We start from the raw sequence: 17,363 nt of genomic DNA, 5'->3' as shown, positions 1-17,363 counted from the left end.
CTTTCCCTCAATCCGCCGGTCTGTCACAGACACACTGCAAAGTGGGACGAATTCATGCACATCAACACCCGCCCTGTTATCTGGCTGCTGCTTGCGGCATTCAGTCTGACCTCTTCCCAATTGCTGGCACAGGAGTCATTGCTTCCGACATTCTCGAAAATGACGTCGCTTTCAGATGGCTGGGAGCCGCTGGAGTTTCCCAACATAGATCAGCACTCGCGCTACGAATTGATCCGCGAGAACGACGCTCAGGTGGTAAAAGCGCAAACCTCCGGCGGTGCTTCCGGCCTGATCACCCGGCTGAATATAAAGCCGGAAGGCTCGCTGATGCTGAGCTGGAAGTGGAAGGTGTCCAATGTATTTGAGAAAGGCGATGCCCGGAAAAAATCCGGCGATGACTACCCTGCCCGGATTTACGTCGCCTTTGAGTTCCAGCCCGATAAAGCGGGTTTTTTCGAGCGTGCGAAGCGTAAAACGGTGGAGCTGTTATTCGGCGAGGAGTTGCCGGGCAATGCCCTGAACTACATCTGGGCAAATACCCTGCCGGAGGGCGAGTTTATTACCAACCCCTATACAGACAAAACCGTGATGATTGCTGTCAATTCAGGCAGCCAGCAGGCTGGTGAGTGGGTAAGCATCGAACGGGATATTGTTGCAGATTACCGCGAGGCCTTCGGTGAAAGCCCGCCGCCGATCCGGGGTATCGCGATCATGTCGGATTCAGACAACACCGGTGAGCAGGCAACCGCCTGGTATGGCGATATCACTCTCAGCCCTGCAAATCCGGACTCATAACCTTCCTAGCGCGGGCCTCCAGGAAAACCGGGAATAACGAAGTCAGAATCGAAATCCCGGACAGGTGGCACCTCACCCCGGCCGACAAGTCGCAGATAGGCATCGTCGAATTGTTCCCGGAGCAGCGCGGCCCTGGGGCTTGCCAGGGAATACATCCAGGCCAAATAACGCGACCGCAGTTCCGACCCCCGAATCTTGCTGTCCGATGGCTGGGTCATGATTGCCTCAAGCGGCTGGCGGTAATCCAGAACGTAATCACCGCGTTTCAGCTTGAGCATCTCGAGCGCTGCGCGATTGTTAGGGGCTTCAGTAAGCCGTATGTTTTCAGAGCTTTCAAGCCATGAAAGCAGGCCGCCATAGGTGTAGCCACTGATCACGATAACGGTTTTCCCCGCAAGCTGGTCAAAGTGTGTCAGCGGCTCTGAAGCCTCAAGGTACCAGGCGAACAATTGCACAGGATCAGCATTGACCCAGCTTTCAAGAACCTCCCCCTGAATGCCAGGCACTCCGGACAGTCCGGGCCAGAGATCTACCGTTCCATCTTTCAGATACAGGTAGATTCGGCTGACCGGCAGGTAAATAAACTCTGCCTCATAACCCGCTTCTTTCACGACTTTTCGCGTGAGCTCGATAAATTGCCCTGCAGGCTCACTACGTTCGTTCTGGTATTCGAGGGGAGGAAACTCGGTGTAGCCAATGCGCAGCTTATACGGGTCAACGTCGGCCCAAACGGGTCTTGCCAGAACGGCGATCGCCAGCCATGCAAAGATAATTACCAACCGGGGCCCTGAAACCGGAAGCCCGCCTGGGAGCAAAAATGATTTCAAGGATCTGGACATAACACCAACAAATTGAAATATACGGATTGATGAACAGCGTAAGCGGAGGTTAGCAGACCTGCCTGAAAAAAATACCGGCTGTCACATCAAAACAACGACTAACCATCAGATATGATAGCTAACCATATACAAGCCGACTCCGCCCATCACCAAGGTATACGGGAACGCCATCACGACCATCCTTCCATACGAAAGCCGCACCAGTGGTGCAATGGCTGAGGTCAGCAGAAACAGGAAGGCGGCCTGCCCGTTTGGCGTTGCTACGCTTGGCAGATTAGTTCCAGTGTTGATGGCGACTGCCAGATCCTGAAAGTGTTCATAGCTGATACTGCCGGCGTCCAGGGCCTGTTTGACCTCGCTGATATACACCGTCGCAACAAACACGTTGTCGCTGATCATTGAGAGCAGCCCGTTGGCAATAAAGAACATGCCTGGCTGCTGGCTTTCTGGAAGCGACAATACGTAGTCAATAATTGGCTTGAACAGGTGCTGTTCGTGAATCACTGCCACCACGGCAAAAAACACCACCAGCAAGGAGGTAAACGGCAGTGACTCCTGAAAGGCTTTGCCGATCTGATGTTCGCCGGTAACCCCGGTAAACGAGGTGATGAGAATAATAACCAGCAGGCCAATCAGGCCCACTTCTGCCACATGCAGGGCCAGACCAAGCACCAGTATGACCGCCGCAATCGCCTGTACCCAAAGCGCGGCCTGATCGGCCTTGGTGCGCTTTGTGCGTTCATTGTCGGCAAACTCTTCCAATACCCTCCTGACGGGTTTCGGAAGCCGTCCGCCATAGCCAAACCAGCGCATCTTCTCCAGCACCCAGCAGGTTAGCAGCCCGGCTGCCAGCACGGGCAGGCTCACCGGCGCCATATGCAGAAAAAACTCGACAAAGTTCCAGTCCACAACCTTGGCGATCAGCAGATTCTGGGGTTCACCGACCATGGTCGCAACGCCGCCAAGAGCGGTGCCAATGGCGCCATGCATCAGCAGGCTGCGCAGAAATGCCCGGAAATTTTCCAGATCCTCCCGGTGCAGCTCAACCACTTCCTCATCACTGTCCGCATTATGATCGCTGCTTTGATAGCCCTTACCGGATGCCACCTTGTGATAGACGGAGAAAAATCCGACGGCAACGCTGATGATAACGGCGGTCACCGTCAGGGCATCCAGAAAGGCTGAAAGCAACGCTGCTGCACTGCAGAACAGGAGCGAGAGGGCAGATTTGGAACGCACGCCGACCAGGATCTGGGTAAACGCAACCAGCAGCAAATCCTGCATAAAATAGATGCCGGCCACCATGAACATCAACAACAGAATAACCGGGAAGTTGGTCAGCACTTCCAGATACACGGCATCGGCTGTGGTGAGGCCAATCAGCAGCGCCTCTGCCGCCAGCAAGCCGCCGGGCAACAACGGATAGCACTTCAGAGCCATGGCGAGGGTAAAGATAAACTCGGCGATTAAAAGCCAGCCCGCGGTAACGGGCCCCAGCAGATACATCACAATCGGGTTGGCAATCAGAAACAGCACAATAATCTGCTTGTACCAAACGGGGGACTTACCAAGAAAATTGCTGGTAAAGGCGGAAAACAGGGTTGTGGGCATTGCGGAGTTCTTCTGAGTTAGCGGGCGAAAACAGTATGTGGCAACAAGCTTGTATCTTCCTTGATATTTCTGTGCCTGTGAATTCGACAAAGATACAGGATAGCCCCATCCTTTAGTACTGCCGTTGCTGGGGCATTACTCGCGCGCTAACGGGAAGCGGAGTTAAAAAGAGCCCTGAACGAACGGTACTGTGCAAGTGCAGCATCACTGCCTTTAGCCGCCAGCTTTACGTGTTCTTTCGGTAAACACTGGGCCAGTCGCGAAGCCGACAAAGGTGAAAGGGAGCCAAGCCGGGGATAACCACCAATGGTCTGACGATCATTCAATAACACGATCGGCTGACCATCCGGCGGCACCTGCACGCCACCGAGGTTAATACCCTCTGAAACAAGAGTGCTGATCTTGCAGTTTAGCCTGGGGCCGGTGAGGCGAACACCCATGCGGTCGGCGCGGTCATCAACCTGCCACCAGGTGTTGAATGCGTCGAACAGACTGCGGCCGGTGAAGTGTGCAATCTGGGCACCCGGCAGCAGGTCCAGAACAGCCGGCTGGCTAAAATCAGGTATCGCCGTTCGGGGTGCCTGTGTAGGCCCCTCGCCACCATGCAGCTCTGTGTTGTAAACAGACAGCTGATCACCCATTGCCAGTTTCGCGCCGATGCCGCCGAAGCCACCCAGTTCTTCCCGGGTTACGCAGGCCACGCTCCCCAATACAGGCTCGGCTACAAATCCGCCACAAACGGCCAGATACGCCCGGAGCCCGCTCACCGGCGCGGCAAATGCCAGGGTCTCCCCTGCTTTCCAGCTTATCCGTTGCCAAAGTGGAACAGGCTTTTGATCTATGGTTGCGCCCAGGTCAGCGCCGGTAATGGCTATTTGCAGATCTCTCACGGCAACCAGCTGCAGGCCTCCGAAGGTAATCTCCAGGTTGGCGGTACCCCAGGGGTTGCCGGTAAGGTGGTTCGCCCAGGCCCAGGAGTACTGATCCGCCGGGCCACCCTGAGTAACACCCAGGTGGCGGACACCAAATCTTCCGCTGTCTTGCAGCAACGCAAGGGGCCCGGCACGCAATACTTTGATACACGGTTCGGGGTTGGTCTGCGGCCTCATACTAACGGCTCCATAGGCGTAGTATCCCCGCCCTCACGTTCAAATTCTTCACGGCTGACGGGCCTAAACCGCACCTGATCGCCCACCCTCAATAGGCTGAAGCCCTCACGCTTCCGGTCAAACAGCCTGGCATTAGTGCGCCCCAGAAGGTTCCAGCCCCCGGGCGTTGCCGTCGGATACGCGGCTGTCTGGCGGCCGGCCATGGCCACACTACCCGGCGGTACACGCCGGCGGGGCGTATCAAGCCTGCCACACTCAAGGCGAGGATCGGTTAACCCCATAAAAGCAAAGCCGGGGGCAAATCCCAGGGCAAAAACCCGATATACCTGCTGACTGTGGGCGTCGATCACGTCGCTGACCGCCATCCCGGCATGCTCAGCCACCCTTGTCAGTTCCGGGCCTACACTGGCGTCGTACCAGGTTTGGAGCTCGTGTATCTTTCCAGCATGGGTGTTGTCTTCCGGTTCCAGATCCGCGAGTATCCGGCAAATCATTGTCCGGGCCTGAGATGGCGATAGCATCAACGGATCGAAAACAACCAGAAGCGTGGTATAGGAAGGCACCAGATCGATCAGCGCATCACCAAACGCCTGCTCACACCGGCGTGAAAGCGCGGATAACCAGGGCAGGTTGTGCTCATCGATATCCTCGAACAGCCTTATGATCCAGCTATCCAGCCCAGCGGATTCGAGCACCGGCTTCAAGCTCACAGCTTCAGTGCCTTTTCCATCGCCTGCGCGATACCAAGCACGGCCATGTCTGAGCCATTACGACCAACCAGCATCAGGCCACTTGGCAAGTCGCCATACTGGTGGTTCGGGAGCGTAATAGCACACAGATCGAGCAGATTCGCCACGGTCGTGTTTCGCAGAACAAGAAGGTTCAGCCGCGCGTACTCCGCGTCGTTTTCAAGCTCCGTCAACAGGGGCGGCTCAATGGCTATGGTAGGTGCAAGTAGGCCGTCATACGCGCCAAGCCATTCCTCTGCCTGCTTTTCCCGTTCGGCCCGGAGATGTTGTAGATCCAGGTAATCAGCCGCGCTGATGCTGGCACCCCGCTCCATGCGCTGGCGTATCTGTGGGTCGTAATCCTCTCCGTGTTGCTGCAGCCAGCGTCGGTGAACGTGATAGCTCTCAGCCGCTGTAAGTCCCCCACCCTTCAGGAGCTCAGGCAAGGTATCCAGCACCGGCACCGGTGCTTCCACAATCCGGGCGCCGCGCTCACGCAGTTTACGGAGGCTACGGGCGAACGCTTCGGCAACCCCCGGGGACAATTCATCCAGCATGTAATTGGCCGGGACCACAAAACGACGACCGCGCAGATCTGCTGGCGTGCGCTTTTGCCAGCGTTCGCCAGCCATAACCGCATCCAGGCGATCACAGCAGTCCACGCTGCGAGCAATGGGACCAATGGAATCAAGACTTTGGGATAAACGGAATACACCCTCACGGGGTATGCGTTGCTGAGAAGGCTTGAAACCCACAAGGCCGCAGAATGTAGCCGGAATACGCACGGACCCGCCGGTATCACTACCAATGGCCGCAACGGCCATTCCCTGCGCTACCGCAGCTGCTGCTCCCGACGAGGAACCGCCACATATCCGGCCCTGTGCAATCGGATTTACCGGCGTGCCATAGTGGGGATTGAGCCCCAGACCGGAGTATGCGAACTCGGTCATGTTGGTATGCCCTGTGATAACAGCTCCCGCCCGGCGCAGGCGCGAGACAATTAGCGCGTCACTCTGCGCCTGCTGAGTCCACCATTTGGATCCCGAGTGGGTCACTTCACCGGCAACATCAAACAAAACCTTGAGAGCTATCGGCAGCCCGGCAAGCTCCCCCAGAGGAACCTTGCCTTTCTGGAGCGCATCGATGGCGGCCGCTTCAGCTTTTGCTGTGCGATCAAAGCGCGCCGTATAAACCTGATTGGCAGGGTCATCATACCGGTCTATGTTGCCAAGGCATGTCTCAAGCAGCTGGCTCGCATGCCATTTGTTCTGGCGTATCCCATCAAGCAGCGACGACAACGTCGCCTCTGACAGATCCACAGGTGCCAAGCCAGACTGTTGATTCATATCTCCACTGTCAGCGGACATTAAAGTTTGATAATAAAATCGGCACTTACGCGAACTCCTACCCCCCAAAAGGGGTAAAGTTTGATACTTTCTAGATCTTTTCCATTCAGCCTTTAGGGAGAATCGGGCATTAAAGTTTGATATTTTTCGTCGCTATTAGAAGTAATAATCTAACCAGTTCATTCAAATGCAGCGACTAAAGTTTCCGATAACCCGATGCTTGTCCTCGATGCTGGCTCGATGTTCTGAAGGTAGTCAAAGAGTGCCTTTTCGTAAATTATACTGACGAATACCGACATGTTCCGACTAGAATCTGTCGTATCATGAATCACATCGCAAATTACTGATCCGTCTCTAAGAGCAATGCGAGCGACACCAATGTGCAAACTCATTGGAAGAGCCTTTTCATGAATTTCTAACCGCGTGAGGCCAAGTATGGCTGGTGGCACTACCTGAGCCAAAACCTTTCCCATGTAGTCCCTCAATAGCATGAAGCGGGCATTAAAAATAACCGGGATAGATTCTTGATTGTTTGCTTTCAAGATCGACTCCAAAATCACATAAATAATCGATGCACACCTTTCAGCTCTCAAGTACAAATCATCAGCGTCCACCCTTACATCCTTGTTAGTAGCAACAATCAAATGGGTGGGAAAAAAACACGTTTCTTGGTCTGGATATCCCGGTTGAACGTATGCTGGAGGCTCGGCCGATAAATAGGAAATTCCATTATTCATCTTTAAGCGAAAGCGAATGTTGGGCCCATAGTTGTCGTCATGCACATAGAAATATATAGAATTTTCATCCTCCGCGCATACTGCCTCATTATTATCTTCACCAACTTGATTCTCACGTGCGCCGACCAAACAAATCGCATGACCACCAGATCCATTATGTCCTAACAAAAGAACTGGATATCCTGACCTAATGAAGGACATACAATTTATAGAAAATCTTTTTTCAGAAAACCCAACAACAACACCACCCTTATTGATATCGCCAGATACTGCGACTGGATTAAAATTTTGCCGATGGATCGCTTCAAGTATCTGATTCATCGTCATTCCCTTTGACGGAAATGCCCTCGCTCCAAATTGCTCAGCGGACGTTGTGATCTCGGCTGTTGTGGGGATTGCATGGTGATCATCTAGCGCAGAGGAGTGAAACATTGTCCACAAACCTATAGTGGCACAGGCAGCTACTCCTGTATCTTGCTGTTGCCAAGCCAAGCCTTTCACAGATAACTGAACTCCAGCAATGTGAACATGGTAGTCCCGAGCAGGCTCAGTGATTCTTGGAGTTTCAGGCATTTTATCAGGATATAAAGCAAGAACAGTTCGCCCAAATGGCGCAGAGGGAATTGGTCGTAAGACTATAAATCCAAGGTAATTATTTTGAAGAACTTTCTCTTCATCGCTCGCATTCAAACTTTCTAAAAAACCATCTCTATCGATTTCGTTTGGGCCAAAAATGTGCAGCCTTTTACAGACATTGGGATAACCAACAGCTACACGCGAATAAAAACTAGAGAATTCATCCAAATAATCTCGATCAAAATAATTTTCTTCTACCAAAATAGTTTTAGCGCCAGCACCAGAAAGGTAACTAATAATATACTTTTTTTGATGAGTCTCCTCCAAAATCCGAATAGGATTAAGTTTATCCTCAAAGGACCACCAAGAAATACCTTTTGGCTGGTTCATTGACACTCCATATCAACAAAAAACCCAGCATAACCGCTGGGTTTTAAAATTAAAATCATTTAGTGATTAGCTGTAGAACTGCGCCAAGCAAGACTCGTCGAATCGAGTATTGTAAGGCGAATCTTTTTGCTCTTTTTTCTTCCGATCCAGAGTTTCAACTAAAATATGCATGTCTGCTTTTGGAATCTGAAGGTCTGACGGCAAGGATGATCTAACCCTTTGGCTTTCGCTCCAGAGCATCCTGCTTTGTTTTTTAGTCATATCCACTCCCAGTGCACCGAAAATTAGAACACCTAATCAATCTAAAAACCTATGGCCGAAGAAAGCGGCCATAGGATCTTTGAAATATTTCCATCGCTCCGCCCCCTGCCTAGACTAATCTACACCTTTTATATAGCCTAAGAACAGAGTAACAAGCAAGAACGGCGTCACATTCTACTCGAAGGACAAGCTTGGTTCCATCAACAATTGGCGCAGGTGCTCTGTGTAACGCCTTAAGCTGGAGACGAGCCTGCCCGCCAAAGAACTAAGAGGCCCAGAGGGCTTCGAAGACCGTCGAACATACTCATTCGGACTCATTGCATCACCTACTCCTTAAGCCCTAGTATCACCGTTTTCTGCTGGGCAGCCGTCATATCGAAAAGCTATCCCGCCGATTATTTTCAGGGAGTCAGCCCCCTCGGCCGATTAATGCTTTCCTGAGGATCAGTCGATTCTCGATAATGGTGAGTTTCAGCAATAAAGTCGATGAAAGCTACTGCGGATGCCACAGCCAATCGAGCGTGACGTGGTTGCAGACCACGGTGTTGACCATCACGGCCATGACCACTTCCATAGAGTCCACGCAGGTGCGCAAGATTGCTCGTAAGTTGAGTGAGGTTTTGCAAAATCAAACGAATAGAATCTGCACCCTTGGCTTCATCGGTAATGCCTTCTGGCACCAACTGAAGCTCTCTCGTCAATTTCTTGGTCAGCTGCCCCAGATTATCGGACTTACCAATTGACACCCCTCTCTTACTTAATATGGTTTTGCAGCACGACTCTACTAGGTCCTTGGCAGTACCGATGGCAAGTGCGGGGTCAATGTCCACGGCATTTTCTAACCGTTCAATTTCCTTCGCCATCCAGCCAGCGTCCAGTGCATCAGCTACCGTCTTAGCACGAGTAACTGCCCGAGCGCCATTGTTAGAGATTTGACGATAGGAAAAACGAGAGCGTCCCGCTATCCGTTCTACCTCATGAAGCTCCCAGCCAACTTGGCGTAACTGGTCGTTAAAATGCGCAACAATTTTAAGCGCTTCATCGTGATTTAGGCGCACCACAGGATGCACAATTTCACACAAAAAACGTAAAAATGTGTCAGCGGAGGCGTTTAGCAAACCAAAGCGTTCATCCGAAAATACCCAATCACTGTTCCAATCGTCGTTGTTGATACGGTGTTGCCAAATGTCTCCGGCAGCGTCCTGAAATCGACTATCTAACGACGGCAAGTTCTGAAGATCATACAGTCTGCTCAAGAACTCGACGTCATTAAGGTTTCCATTCCAATCTATATTCTCTAGCCCGAGACCGTCGAAAATATTTAAGCGAACCTGTTGTGGCAGTTCGGCTCCGCCTTCCCTCCAATCAGCTCTGTATAGTTTCACAGGCACAATTTTCGCCGAATACCAATCCTGCGTATCTGGCTCTAGAACTGTTCGCAGTCGAGCTGAAATCTGCTCCTCCAGTTGCTTCTTGCTAGACACTAAACGGGCATAATCGTCAGCTGGAACTTCAAAAAAAAGCTGCCAAATATCTGTCCCTCCGTTCCAATTATCGTAACCGGTCTGCTCCGCACGTGCCGGATAAAAGCGAACCAAATCTGCGGCTTCACTCATACCCTCTGCCTGGAGTAAGGCGTGAACTGTTGCTAACGTGTTTTCTAGCTCTTTCTTTTGCACGAAAATCACACTCCTAGCTCTAAACTGAAACAACTACAAATGTTCATGCCCAATACGAACTCGGCATCAAAAATACTATATGCAATACTGACTGAAGAATAATGGAATGTTGCCGATTAACGCCTTCGCTGCGCAAGAGGAAGCCCACCATGAGCCAAAACAACATAGATCTGAACACCTTACGCACAAAGGCTATTGCGGAAGCCGTGGCGCTTTTCGAAGGGGATCAAAAAGCCGCCGAGCAATGGCTCTCGACACCTATCCGTGGGCTGAGCCGCAAGAAACCAAATGATCTACTTGAAACTATGGAGGGTATTCAGCAGGTACGAGACATAATCGGTCGGCTCGAACATGAAGCCTTCACCTGAATCAGTCCTCAGGAGCGTTTTATGTCACGCACCAGCGCCTTAATATTGCGCTCCAGTATATCGACCCACCTGTCTTGATATGTTTCTGGGCTCACCGCTACTGATTCCCCCTCTCTTTTTGTCACACGGTGAGGGTGAATACAGGTTTTCGGGGCTGCATTTAAACTTCTGATGTAGTCGAGATCCCAGTACAAACCCATGGTTGAACAACGCTGAAGCACTAGCTTGACTCCCTCGCTAGCATCCTCTGAAAAAACCACCACCAAATTACTGAGCGTATGCACTTTTCGTAAACTCTCAGTATCTATCTCAAAGACAATTACTGAAACAGACTGATAACGCAGCAATGCAACATAAGTTTGCACTGGTCTTCCCGACATTGTCTTGGTGGCGACCAAATTGTTACCTTTTGGCCAAGGTAGCTCAAAGCACGCTTTCTTTTTAAAGCTGAAATCAGGACGATCTCCGAGTTGCTGCACTACGTCCTCGAAAATCTTGAATCTATGTGTGGGCTCGGCTTCGATGAGCTCCTCGGAAATCAGCTCCGCTTCATCTCCAATCCGATTAATACCATAATCAAGCTCCCGCCCCGTTCCTCGCACAGTAGCATGGCCTGGGCTGCTGGTTTCTGGGGCAGGTGCCGAGTCAAAATCTACGCTGGGTTTTACTCCATAACGCTTACCGTTTACCTGCACCCTCACTTTTAGCTTGTCATCAAACGAGAACCTAAATCCTTGATCTGATATCCGGTCCAACCTTTTGCCAAGCAATGGCTCTAAGCTGAGCTCCATAAGCGGATCATCATCAGTACGCTGTATCAACGGCCTCGTGCAGCCTGCATGATCTTTAGCCAAGAGTTCGTTGAAACTGGGATGATCAATAACGATCGGTTTTGAGTGAGAAAAAACAGGATTATGAAAGCACGTAACTTCATCGATCGTAAATACCTGACCGGCATCTCCTACCCCGTAATAGCCGGATCCAGCAATGTGCCAACCCTCCATTGTTGGCGGATCAAAACGAAAGTTCCACAATTCGCTGCTCGACTCCATCCATGAGTCCAAGACTGATCCAAAGCTCCGCCGAGCGTTCCGATCCAAAAACAGCCATGAGAGATGAGCTAGTGTAGCTTTGGACTTCAGATTGGATTGCGGATAGTCCGCCATTGCTGTGAATTTGATAGTTGTCGAATCATCACCTTTTGAAACCTGAGCTAGGCCAGCCAACCCATCAGGTCGAAAGGCAGTTCTGGCGAGGTGGAAATTGTGAAGGAAAAGGCATCTCGCCAACTCTAACTGCCTCACGCGAACAATATGACCCTTATCCGTTTTGAGCCGAAACCAATTCACGCCTGATGCAGACCGCATCGGCTTTGGTTCGTTAACTAGCGTAAACTCGCACTTTTCAGTTTTAAGCGCAGGGCTTCTCTCCTTGTTTTCGTAACTACTCTCCACAACTAACATGGAAATCAGCTCAACAGGAACAGCTTTCTGGGAATGACCTTTGAATTGAACGTTGATAAAGGGTCGTGCTTTCACAGAAAACCATTTTCGCTGATGAATGCCATCAACCCATTTGAGGGTGCTGCCGGAAGGCAACCTCCTCAGAAAAGCACCAGGCTGGGATGGCTTGGTATAGTATTTGTCGACCAGCTTCACGACACTTTCTTTGATTAAGTCCGGCCATTCGCTCAATTTCATAGATCGGTATCCGCCATCCATTATTCAGAACCAACCGAGCAAATATGCATGCCAGTCGCCTCGTCTGATACTCGTCGACCGTCTCGGCATATCGAACAAAGAATTCTCGGCACAGAGGTAATTTGCTGAGCTTTTTTTCCAGTATTCTTCGACTGACAACTTGTTTGCAATACCAGCTCTTCGACCGCCTAGGACCTCCCAGATCTTGCCAGACAGACCGCTCGATAGCGAAAACTTCCCGTACAATCATCTGGTCCCGCTTCGTCCAGTCGACTTTGGGCTTACTTTTTGGGCTGATTTTCTCGGGCTTGTGTAACGCAAGCCATTGCGAATCAAACCGGTACAGCCAAGAATAGACTCGCGCACCCTCCCTGTGTTTCCTGACATCGCGCAATGAACCATAGCGTCCTAGGATCTCATTCCAGAGCGCCCGATACTGATGACAAACCTCCTCTGCGCGTGGTGAGAAATACACTGCTTTTCGTAAGGGCTGGTTCGAGAATTGGGAAGCCTCAGCTAACACGTCGCTCAGCACGGGCTTTTTGTCGCATAGAGCAAACCAACAAACGAAATGCTGGAGATATGAAAATGGTCGGCGATGTTTTCGGAACATAGAGACCAACCAGCTTTCATCAACGTCAAGCGTGAGACCCTGCCTCTCCAACCAATCAACTCCCCAATAGGCTCGAACCCGAGCAGCAACTTCCTTATGCTGCACGCCTTTTCCTCTACAAATATCCCGTTGACGCGCCAGGGCCCGATAAAATCTCGACCACTGATAGTTATTCGGCGTCTCGGTCGTTTTACATCGGAGCAAGTCTGAAACACCAATGGATAACAAGAGATCTTTTCTATCGGCGAGAGGTGACACTGCGGGAATATCTTGCATGAAGGCTTGTGTACCAACAAACCGGTGCCGCCTGTGCGACTGCAAAGGGACTCCCGTATCGATCAGTAAGCAGCCATGTTCCGGGCATGCTTCAACACCTGGACACTGGAAAAGTCGTTGCCAATACAGATAGCCAAACCTTCTTGATTGTTGCTGACAGCACAAAGGGCAGATCCTGAAATTAGAAGGCCAAACGATATTTGAAGCATTAACGCCCGTTCTCAGCATGCTGTGGTTTTTACCCTCGTCACATAAATCACGGACAAAATGATTGTAGGCCTTGGACGCTACGAAGGGACGAAACACCGGCAGAAGAGTATGCTTCTCTAACAGTTCGCGTGGTGAGATAGTCCATAGATGCCCGATATTCGCGAGCAATTGATTTGCATGGCCCTGAAGGACCGACGATGGCACAATTTTCTGAGAAGCAAAAAGCTGACGCAAGGCCACTTTATCGTCTTCCAGACCTTGCCGTTTGACGAATCGCGCTATAACGCTACCAAGCAGTTCGTCGTCATGTGCCATGGGAAATTGCATCAACATATCTGTTCCGGTCTCATTCGGTATTATGTAACCGTTTAGTGCGAGTGGCGGCCGAGGGTTGGTCACATGGATACACAGTAGTTCGAGGTAGAAAAAAATGATCTTGCGAGACAATATTAACGATTCTGATATTGAGCAACATGCCATTCTGCAAGAGGCTGCGACACGAATCGTATTGAGGGGTCTTTCTGAAAGCGATGCTATGAGCGTCGCTGAAAACCTGTACGCGGACCGGCGGGAAGCAGAGCGGTCTGGCCAAGTGACGACAGATGAGCAGGGCAATGTTGCGTTTTATCACGATGCGTCTCTTAACCTGGAGCCTTTGCCGGAATCAAAACGTGACTTAGTAAATAAGATCTACCGTGAGCTTTGTGAGAGAAAGGGGTTTGTAGTGGTCAACTAAATTTGGTCACAACTTAAGAGGCAAGTTGATATCTTGCCTCAGTTGCAGCGGGCGTCAGCCCGCCATTAAAAGTATGGGATCTAATCAGGCTGTAATAGCCTATTATATATTGTGCTATCACTGCTTGTGCCTCTGGCAGTGAAGAGAAGCCTGTTTCCGGCACCCACTCCGTTTTTACGCTCCTAAAAAACAGCTCTGTTGGTGAGTATCCCAGCAATTTCCTCGTCGGCTCATGCTCTATGTAGATCGAGGGTTCCAAGCTATTGGCTTTCGCGGATTAAATGAGAAGTGGGCAACGTGCGGCTGCGGTAATGACCTGATCCAATCTGCAAAACTGAATGGGCATGATCCCTATACCTATCTGAAAGATGTGCTGACTCGGCTGCCGACCCAAAAAACAGCGCCATCGACGAGTTGTCACCTCACAACCAAAATACCATTCTCAAGTTTCGTCATTCCGTGGAAGTCCACGGCCCGAGCAAGGTGTTATTCGAAGAGGCGAACAACATTTGGAGAAGATCTGATCATGGCTTGCGTCAGAACTGACGCCCTGATCAACTGAAATACTGGAAGAACAAATGGCCGGAGTTCCCTTACCGCGTAAGGCCCCAGAAATTCGCAATGTGACGGGTCGAGGAAATGCCGACTTCCAGCATAAATTTTCCTTCTTCCCCGAGACCCTCGTCCCCTCCAGCCATGATCGGGGTGCCGTGGGCCATTCCCCCGATGATGAATTTCTCAATCACCTCCCGCCCATCCGCGTTGCACCAGACCTGTCGGGGGAAACCGTCGACCTCTTCCTCACGTGTCGGTGGCCCTTCAACCTCGTGGATCTTCTGCCACTGCCGGACGATGGCGTCCGCGTTGGCGTTGTCGACGGTCAAATCGCTACCGCCATGCCAGACCGAGATCGTTGGCCAGGGGCCCTCAAATGTGGAGGCTTCGCGTACAAGCGCGTCGAGCTCACTGTCCGACGGGCCACCATATCCCCTCATTCGAACGAGCGCCTCCATCAGGGTGACAGCGCTGCGGTAGGGTAGTCCGGCGATGATCGCGCCCCCCGCGAACACCTCTGGATAGGTCGCCAGCATCACAGTTGCCATAGCGCCACCGGAGGACATCCCTGTGACGAAGACGCGGGACGGATCGATCGCGTGATCATCAACGACTTGCCTGATCATTTGACGAATAGAAAGTGGTTCGCCGCTTCCGCGGTGGCTGTCGCCAAACTTGAACCAATTGAAGCTTTTAATGGAGTTGTTGGTTTCTCTTTGCTCCGGAAACAGGAGTGCTATTCCGCATTCGTCGGCGAGAGCAGACCAGCCTGATCCGCTATCATAGCTTTCCGCTGATTGAGTGCTGCCGTGTAATACCACGACGAGTGGCCCGTTCTTCGGAAAGTTCTTTGGAATGTAGGTGTATGACTGTAACGACCCAGGGTCAGTTCCGAATTCGTCTAAAATGGTCAGACGCCCGTGGCTGTCTGTTGATTTCGACATGTTGCTTCTTTTGCCTGTTTAGTGTGCTGATTAATATTACCGCCACAAGCGAGATGCCTGATGACTGGAAAACGACGAGTGTTTACGTCAGCGTTTTTATAACACCCCTGGCTCTTGAAATTCCCAACACACCCAATAATGAGTAATCAACACACGTTAAGTCACAAAATATCAGTCAGTTTTTCGAGCGAACCCGAATACTCGCATTAGCGATGCTCTGTCTGACAAAATCTGACATCAAAAAGAGGCTGCCATCAATGCGGTAAAATCCTCAGCAGCCACAGGTCGGCTGAAATAATAACCTTGTCCCTCGGTGCAGTTTTTAGATTTCAGAAAGCCGAGTTGTTGTTTCGTTTCTATTCCCTCGGCCACGACACGATGCTTCAGACTCTCACTCATCGCAATGACGGCACTGATGATGGCATTTTCTGTATCGCGTGAAGCGTCATCCAGATTGTGTACGAATGACTGGTCAATTTTAAGCGTGTCGAGAGGAAAACGCGCCAGATAGCTCAGGCTGGAATAACCGGTGCCAAAATCATCAATAGCAATCCGCACGCCGAGTTTCTTGAGCCCGTGCAAGATCGCCATTAATTGCTCTGTGTCTTTCATGAGTCCGCTTTCCGTAATCTCCAATTCCAAGCGTCGCGGGTCAAGGCCCGTTTCATTGAGTACGGAAATGACACCGGCGAGGAAATCCTGGCTATGGAACTCTCTGGCCGAAACGTTAACCGCTATCTGACCGATATCGAACCCGGCGTGCAACCATTCCTGTGCTTGCCTACAGGCTTCACGGAGAACCCACCTGCCTACCGGCAGAATCAAGCCGCAATCCTCAGCAATGCTGATGAAGTGCTCCGGGTAGACGAGTTGATTATCTGATTCCCGAATGCGGATAAGCGCTTCGACGCCGGTAATCAATCCCGTTTCAAGGTTCACCTTTGGCTGGTAATGCAACACAAACTTGTTCTGCTCCAGCGCGCAGTGCAATTCCTGCTCCATGGATTGCCGCGCGAGCGCACGAACTTCCATTTCTTTGATGAACATCTGATAGGTATTGCGCCCTTTTTCCTTGGCTTGATACATGGCTGCGTCGGCTTTTCTTGCGACTGTTTCATGATCCTCACCGTCGTCAGGGTAGATGCTGATGCCGATACTGAAAGTAACGTTGAGCTGATGACCACTGACAAAATGTGGCAGACCCATGGCTTCGATTATTTTCTCTGCCGTGACCACTGCGTCATTTATATTCTCAATTTCGTTCAGCAGCACTACAAATTCGTCTCCTCCCTGGCGGCAGACAGTATCGGAGTCGCGAATACATGTTTTGAGACGTTTTGCAATCGACTTCAATAATTTATCACCAACAGAATGTCCGAGCGAATCGTTGATGTTTTTAAAATGGTCCAGATCCATAAACATCAGGGCGACCTTCTTGCCATGACGCTGCGAGAATGCCATCGATTGCGCCATACGGTCATTTAACAGCGAACGATTTGGCAAACCAGTCAGGTAATCGTGACTAGCCATATGAGACATCTGCTCGTTAGCCAGTTCAGCGGATTCTGTCATTGTTTGGGCGTTAATTGAAGCGATGATCAGACGCTCGTTCGCGTCCTTCAACAACGACTGGGTGGTCGTGCTGAGCTTGGTTTTGGCGGTGACAGCCTCTTCGCGCTGATCAGCGGTATCTTCACGCAGATCTGCGATATCTTCGCGCAGATCTGCGGTACTTTGGCGCAACCCAGTGGCTTTTTTACGCAGGTCGCCGCTGTCGCAGCGCAAGTCTGCGTCATATTTGCGCGCTTGGGCTGCCCTGGCACGACTAGGAACGATCGGTTCTGTCCCGGTGTTTTGAACTTTGTATCCCTTCTTACTCATTTCGCCCTA

14 protein-coding genes and 2 pseudogenes are annotated in these 17,363 nt (G+C 51.1%); 4 read left to right on the top strand and 12 right to left on the bottom strand.

Going from position 1 to position 17,363, the window contains the following annotated elements:
• The first annotated feature begins 159 nt into the window (after nucleotides 1–159).
• A complete protein-coding gene (locus BUA49_RS03025; RefSeq protein ID WP_228704462.1) occupies nucleotides 160–795 on the top strand; it encodes a DUF3047 domain-containing protein in 636 nt (211 codons plus the stop codon).
• Between the two features lie 5 nt (nucleotides 796–800).
• Here BUA49_RS03025 and BUA49_RS03020 read toward each other — a convergent pair whose 3' ends face one another.
• From BUA49_RS03020 to BUA49_RS02990, 8 genes are all read right to left on the bottom strand, one after another.
• Nucleotides 801–1,574 (bottom strand): substrate-binding periplasmic protein, encoded by a 774-nt coding sequence (locus tag BUA49_RS03020; RefSeq protein WP_228704391.1) that lies wholly within the window; start codon nucleotides 1,572–1,574, stop codon nucleotides 801–803.
• 165 nt (nucleotides 1,575–1,739) lie between these two features.
• Entirely contained in the window at nucleotides 1,740–3,245 is a 1,506-nt protein-coding gene (gene nhaB, locus BUA49_RS03015; RefSeq protein ID WP_072795414.1) for a sodium/proton antiporter NhaB, read from the bottom strand.
• A gap of 146 nt (nucleotides 3,246–3,391) precedes the next feature.
• Nucleotides 3,392–4,354 (bottom strand): 5-oxoprolinase subunit C family protein, encoded by a 963-nt coding sequence (locus tag BUA49_RS03010; protein ID WP_072795412.1) that lies wholly within the window; start codon nucleotides 4,352–4,354, stop codon nucleotides 3,392–3,394.
• Nucleotides 4,351–5,058 (bottom strand): 5-oxoprolinase subunit B family protein, encoded by a 708-nt coding sequence (locus tag BUA49_RS03005; RefSeq protein WP_072797625.1) that lies wholly within the window; start codon nucleotides 5,056–5,058, stop codon nucleotides 4,351–4,353. The genes BUA49_RS03010 and BUA49_RS03005 overlap by 4 nt, the downstream gene beginning before the upstream one ends.
• A 2-nt stretch (nucleotides 5,059–5,060) precedes the next feature.
• On the bottom strand, nucleotides 5,061–6,428 hold the full coding sequence (locus tag BUA49_RS03000; protein ID WP_084063546.1) for an amidase: 1,368 nt from the start codon (nucleotides 6,426–6,428) through the stop codon (nucleotides 5,061–5,063).
• Nucleotides 6,429–6,607: 179 nt separating this feature from the next.
• On the bottom strand, nucleotides 6,608–8,131 hold the full coding sequence (locus tag BUA49_RS02995) for a hypothetical protein (protein WP_072795410.1): 1,524 nt from the start codon (nucleotides 8,129–8,131) through the stop codon (nucleotides 6,608–6,610).
• A 66-nt stretch (nucleotides 8,132–8,197) separates the two neighbouring features.
• Nucleotides 8,198–8,392, bottom strand: a complete 195-nt coding sequence (locus BUA49_RS17590; RefSeq protein WP_139248729.1) for a hypothetical protein — start codon at nucleotides 8,390–8,392, stop codon at nucleotides 8,198–8,200.
• A gap of 401 nt (nucleotides 8,393–8,793) precedes the next feature.
• The gene (locus BUA49_RS02990; RefSeq protein ID WP_072795408.1) at nucleotides 8,794–10,071 is read right to left on the bottom strand and encodes an abortive infection family protein; all 1,278 of its coding nucleotides are present in this window, start codon (nucleotides 10,069–10,071) and stop codon (nucleotides 8,794–8,796) included.
• A 149-nt stretch (nucleotides 10,072–10,220) separates the two neighbouring features.
• Here BUA49_RS02990 and BUA49_RS02985 point away from each other — a divergent pair, with 149 nt between their 5' ends.
• On the top strand, nucleotides 10,221–10,439 hold the full coding sequence (locus BUA49_RS02985; protein WP_072795406.1) for an antitoxin Xre/MbcA/ParS toxin-binding domain-containing protein: 219 nt from the start codon (nucleotides 10,221–10,223) through the stop codon (nucleotides 10,437–10,439).
• A 1,566-nt stretch (nucleotides 10,440–12,005) separates the two neighbouring features.
• Here BUA49_RS02985 and BUA49_RS02975 read toward each other — a convergent pair.
• On the bottom strand, nucleotides 12,006–13,571 hold the full coding sequence (locus BUA49_RS02975) for a TnsD family Tn7-like transposition protein (RefSeq protein ID WP_072795402.1): 1,566 nt from the start codon (nucleotides 13,569–13,571) through the stop codon (nucleotides 12,006–12,008).
• 97 nt (nucleotides 13,572–13,668) lie between these two features.
• Here BUA49_RS02975 and BUA49_RS17745 point away from each other — a divergent pair, with 97 nt between their 5' ends.
• Nucleotides 13,669–13,974, top strand: coding sequence for a hypothetical protein (locus tag BUA49_RS17745; RefSeq protein WP_072795400.1), 306 nt, complete (start codon nucleotides 13,669–13,671; stop codon nucleotides 13,972–13,974).
• 13 nt (nucleotides 13,975–13,987) lie between these two features.
• Here the strand turns inward: BUA49_RS17745 and BUA49_RS17585 are convergent.
• A pseudogene (locus BUA49_RS17585) lies at nucleotides 13,988–14,211 on the bottom strand (integrase core domain-containing protein); the annotation flags it as partial.
• A gap of 44 nt (nucleotides 14,212–14,255) precedes the next feature.
• Between BUA49_RS17585 and BUA49_RS18305 the strand changes: the two are divergent.
• A pseudogene (locus BUA49_RS18305) lies at nucleotides 14,256–14,400 on the top strand (transposase domain-containing protein); the annotation flags it as partial.
• 167 nt (nucleotides 14,401–14,567) lie between these two features.
• On the opposite strand, the gene BUA49_RS02960 reads toward BUA49_RS18305, so the two are convergent.
• Both BUA49_RS02960 and BUA49_RS02955 read right to left on the bottom strand, forming a co-directional pair.
• Entirely contained in the window at nucleotides 14,568–15,473 is a 906-nt protein-coding gene (locus tag BUA49_RS02960; RefSeq protein ID WP_072795398.1) for an extracellular catalytic domain type 1 short-chain-length polyhydroxyalkanoate depolymerase, read from the bottom strand.
• Nucleotides 15,474–15,710: 237 nt separating this feature from the next.
• Complete coding sequence (locus BUA49_RS02955; protein WP_072795396.1) at nucleotides 15,711–17,354, bottom strand: putative bifunctional diguanylate cyclase/phosphodiesterase; 1,644 nt, start codon at nucleotides 17,352–17,354, stop codon at nucleotides 15,711–15,713.
• Nucleotides 17,355–17,363 lie beyond the last annotated feature (9 nt).

The sequence above is a fragment of the Marinobacter antarcticus genome (genome assembly GCF_900142385.1).
GTDB classification, from domain to species: Bacteria; Pseudomonadota; Gammaproteobacteria; order Pseudomonadales; family Oleiphilaceae; genus Marinobacter; species Marinobacter antarcticus.
The sequence above is the reverse complement of the archived record's forward strand: the minus strand, read 5'-3'. Positions and strand labels throughout refer to the sequence as shown.

Coding starts and splice junctions, on each gene's coding strand:
- BUA49_RS03025 (WP_228704462.1), top strand. CDS start 160: ATGACGTCGCTTTCAGATGGCTGGGAGCCGCTGGAGTTTCCCAACATA.
- nhaB (WP_072795414.1), bottom strand. CDS start 3,245: ATGCCCACAACCCTGTTTTCCGCCTTTACCAGCAATTTTCTTGGTAAG.
- BUA49_RS03010 (WP_072795412.1), bottom strand. CDS start 4,354: ATGAGGCCGCAGACCAACCCCGAACCGTGTATCAAAGTATTGCGTGCC.
- BUA49_RS03000 (WP_084063546.1), bottom strand. CDS start 6,428: ATGAATCAACAGTCTGGCTTGGCACCTGTGGATCTGTCAGAGGCGACG.
- BUA49_RS02995 (WP_072795410.1), bottom strand. CDS start 8,131: ATGAACCAGCCAAAAGGTATTTCTTGGTGGTCCTTTGAGGATAAACTT.
- BUA49_RS17590 (WP_139248729.1), bottom strand. CDS start 8,392: ATGACTAAAAAACAAAGCAGGATGCTCTGGAGCGAAAGCCAAAGGGTT.
- BUA49_RS02985 (WP_072795406.1), top strand. CDS start 10,221: ATGAGCCAAAACAACATAGATCTGAACACCTTACGCACAAAGGCTATT.
- BUA49_RS02975 (WP_072795402.1), bottom strand. CDS start 13,571: ATGTTGATGCAATTTCCCATGGCACATGACGACGAACTGCTTGGTAGC.
- BUA49_RS17745 (WP_072795400.1), top strand. CDS start 13,669: ATGATCTTGCGAGACAATATTAACGATTCTGATATTGAGCAACATGCC.
- BUA49_RS02960 (WP_072795398.1), bottom strand. CDS start 15,473: ATGTCGAAATCAACAGACAGCCACGGGCGTCTGACCATTTTAGACGAA.
- BUA49_RS02955 (WP_072795396.1), bottom strand. CDS start 17,354: ATGAGTAAGAAGGGATACAAAGTTCAAAACACCGGGACAGAACCGATC.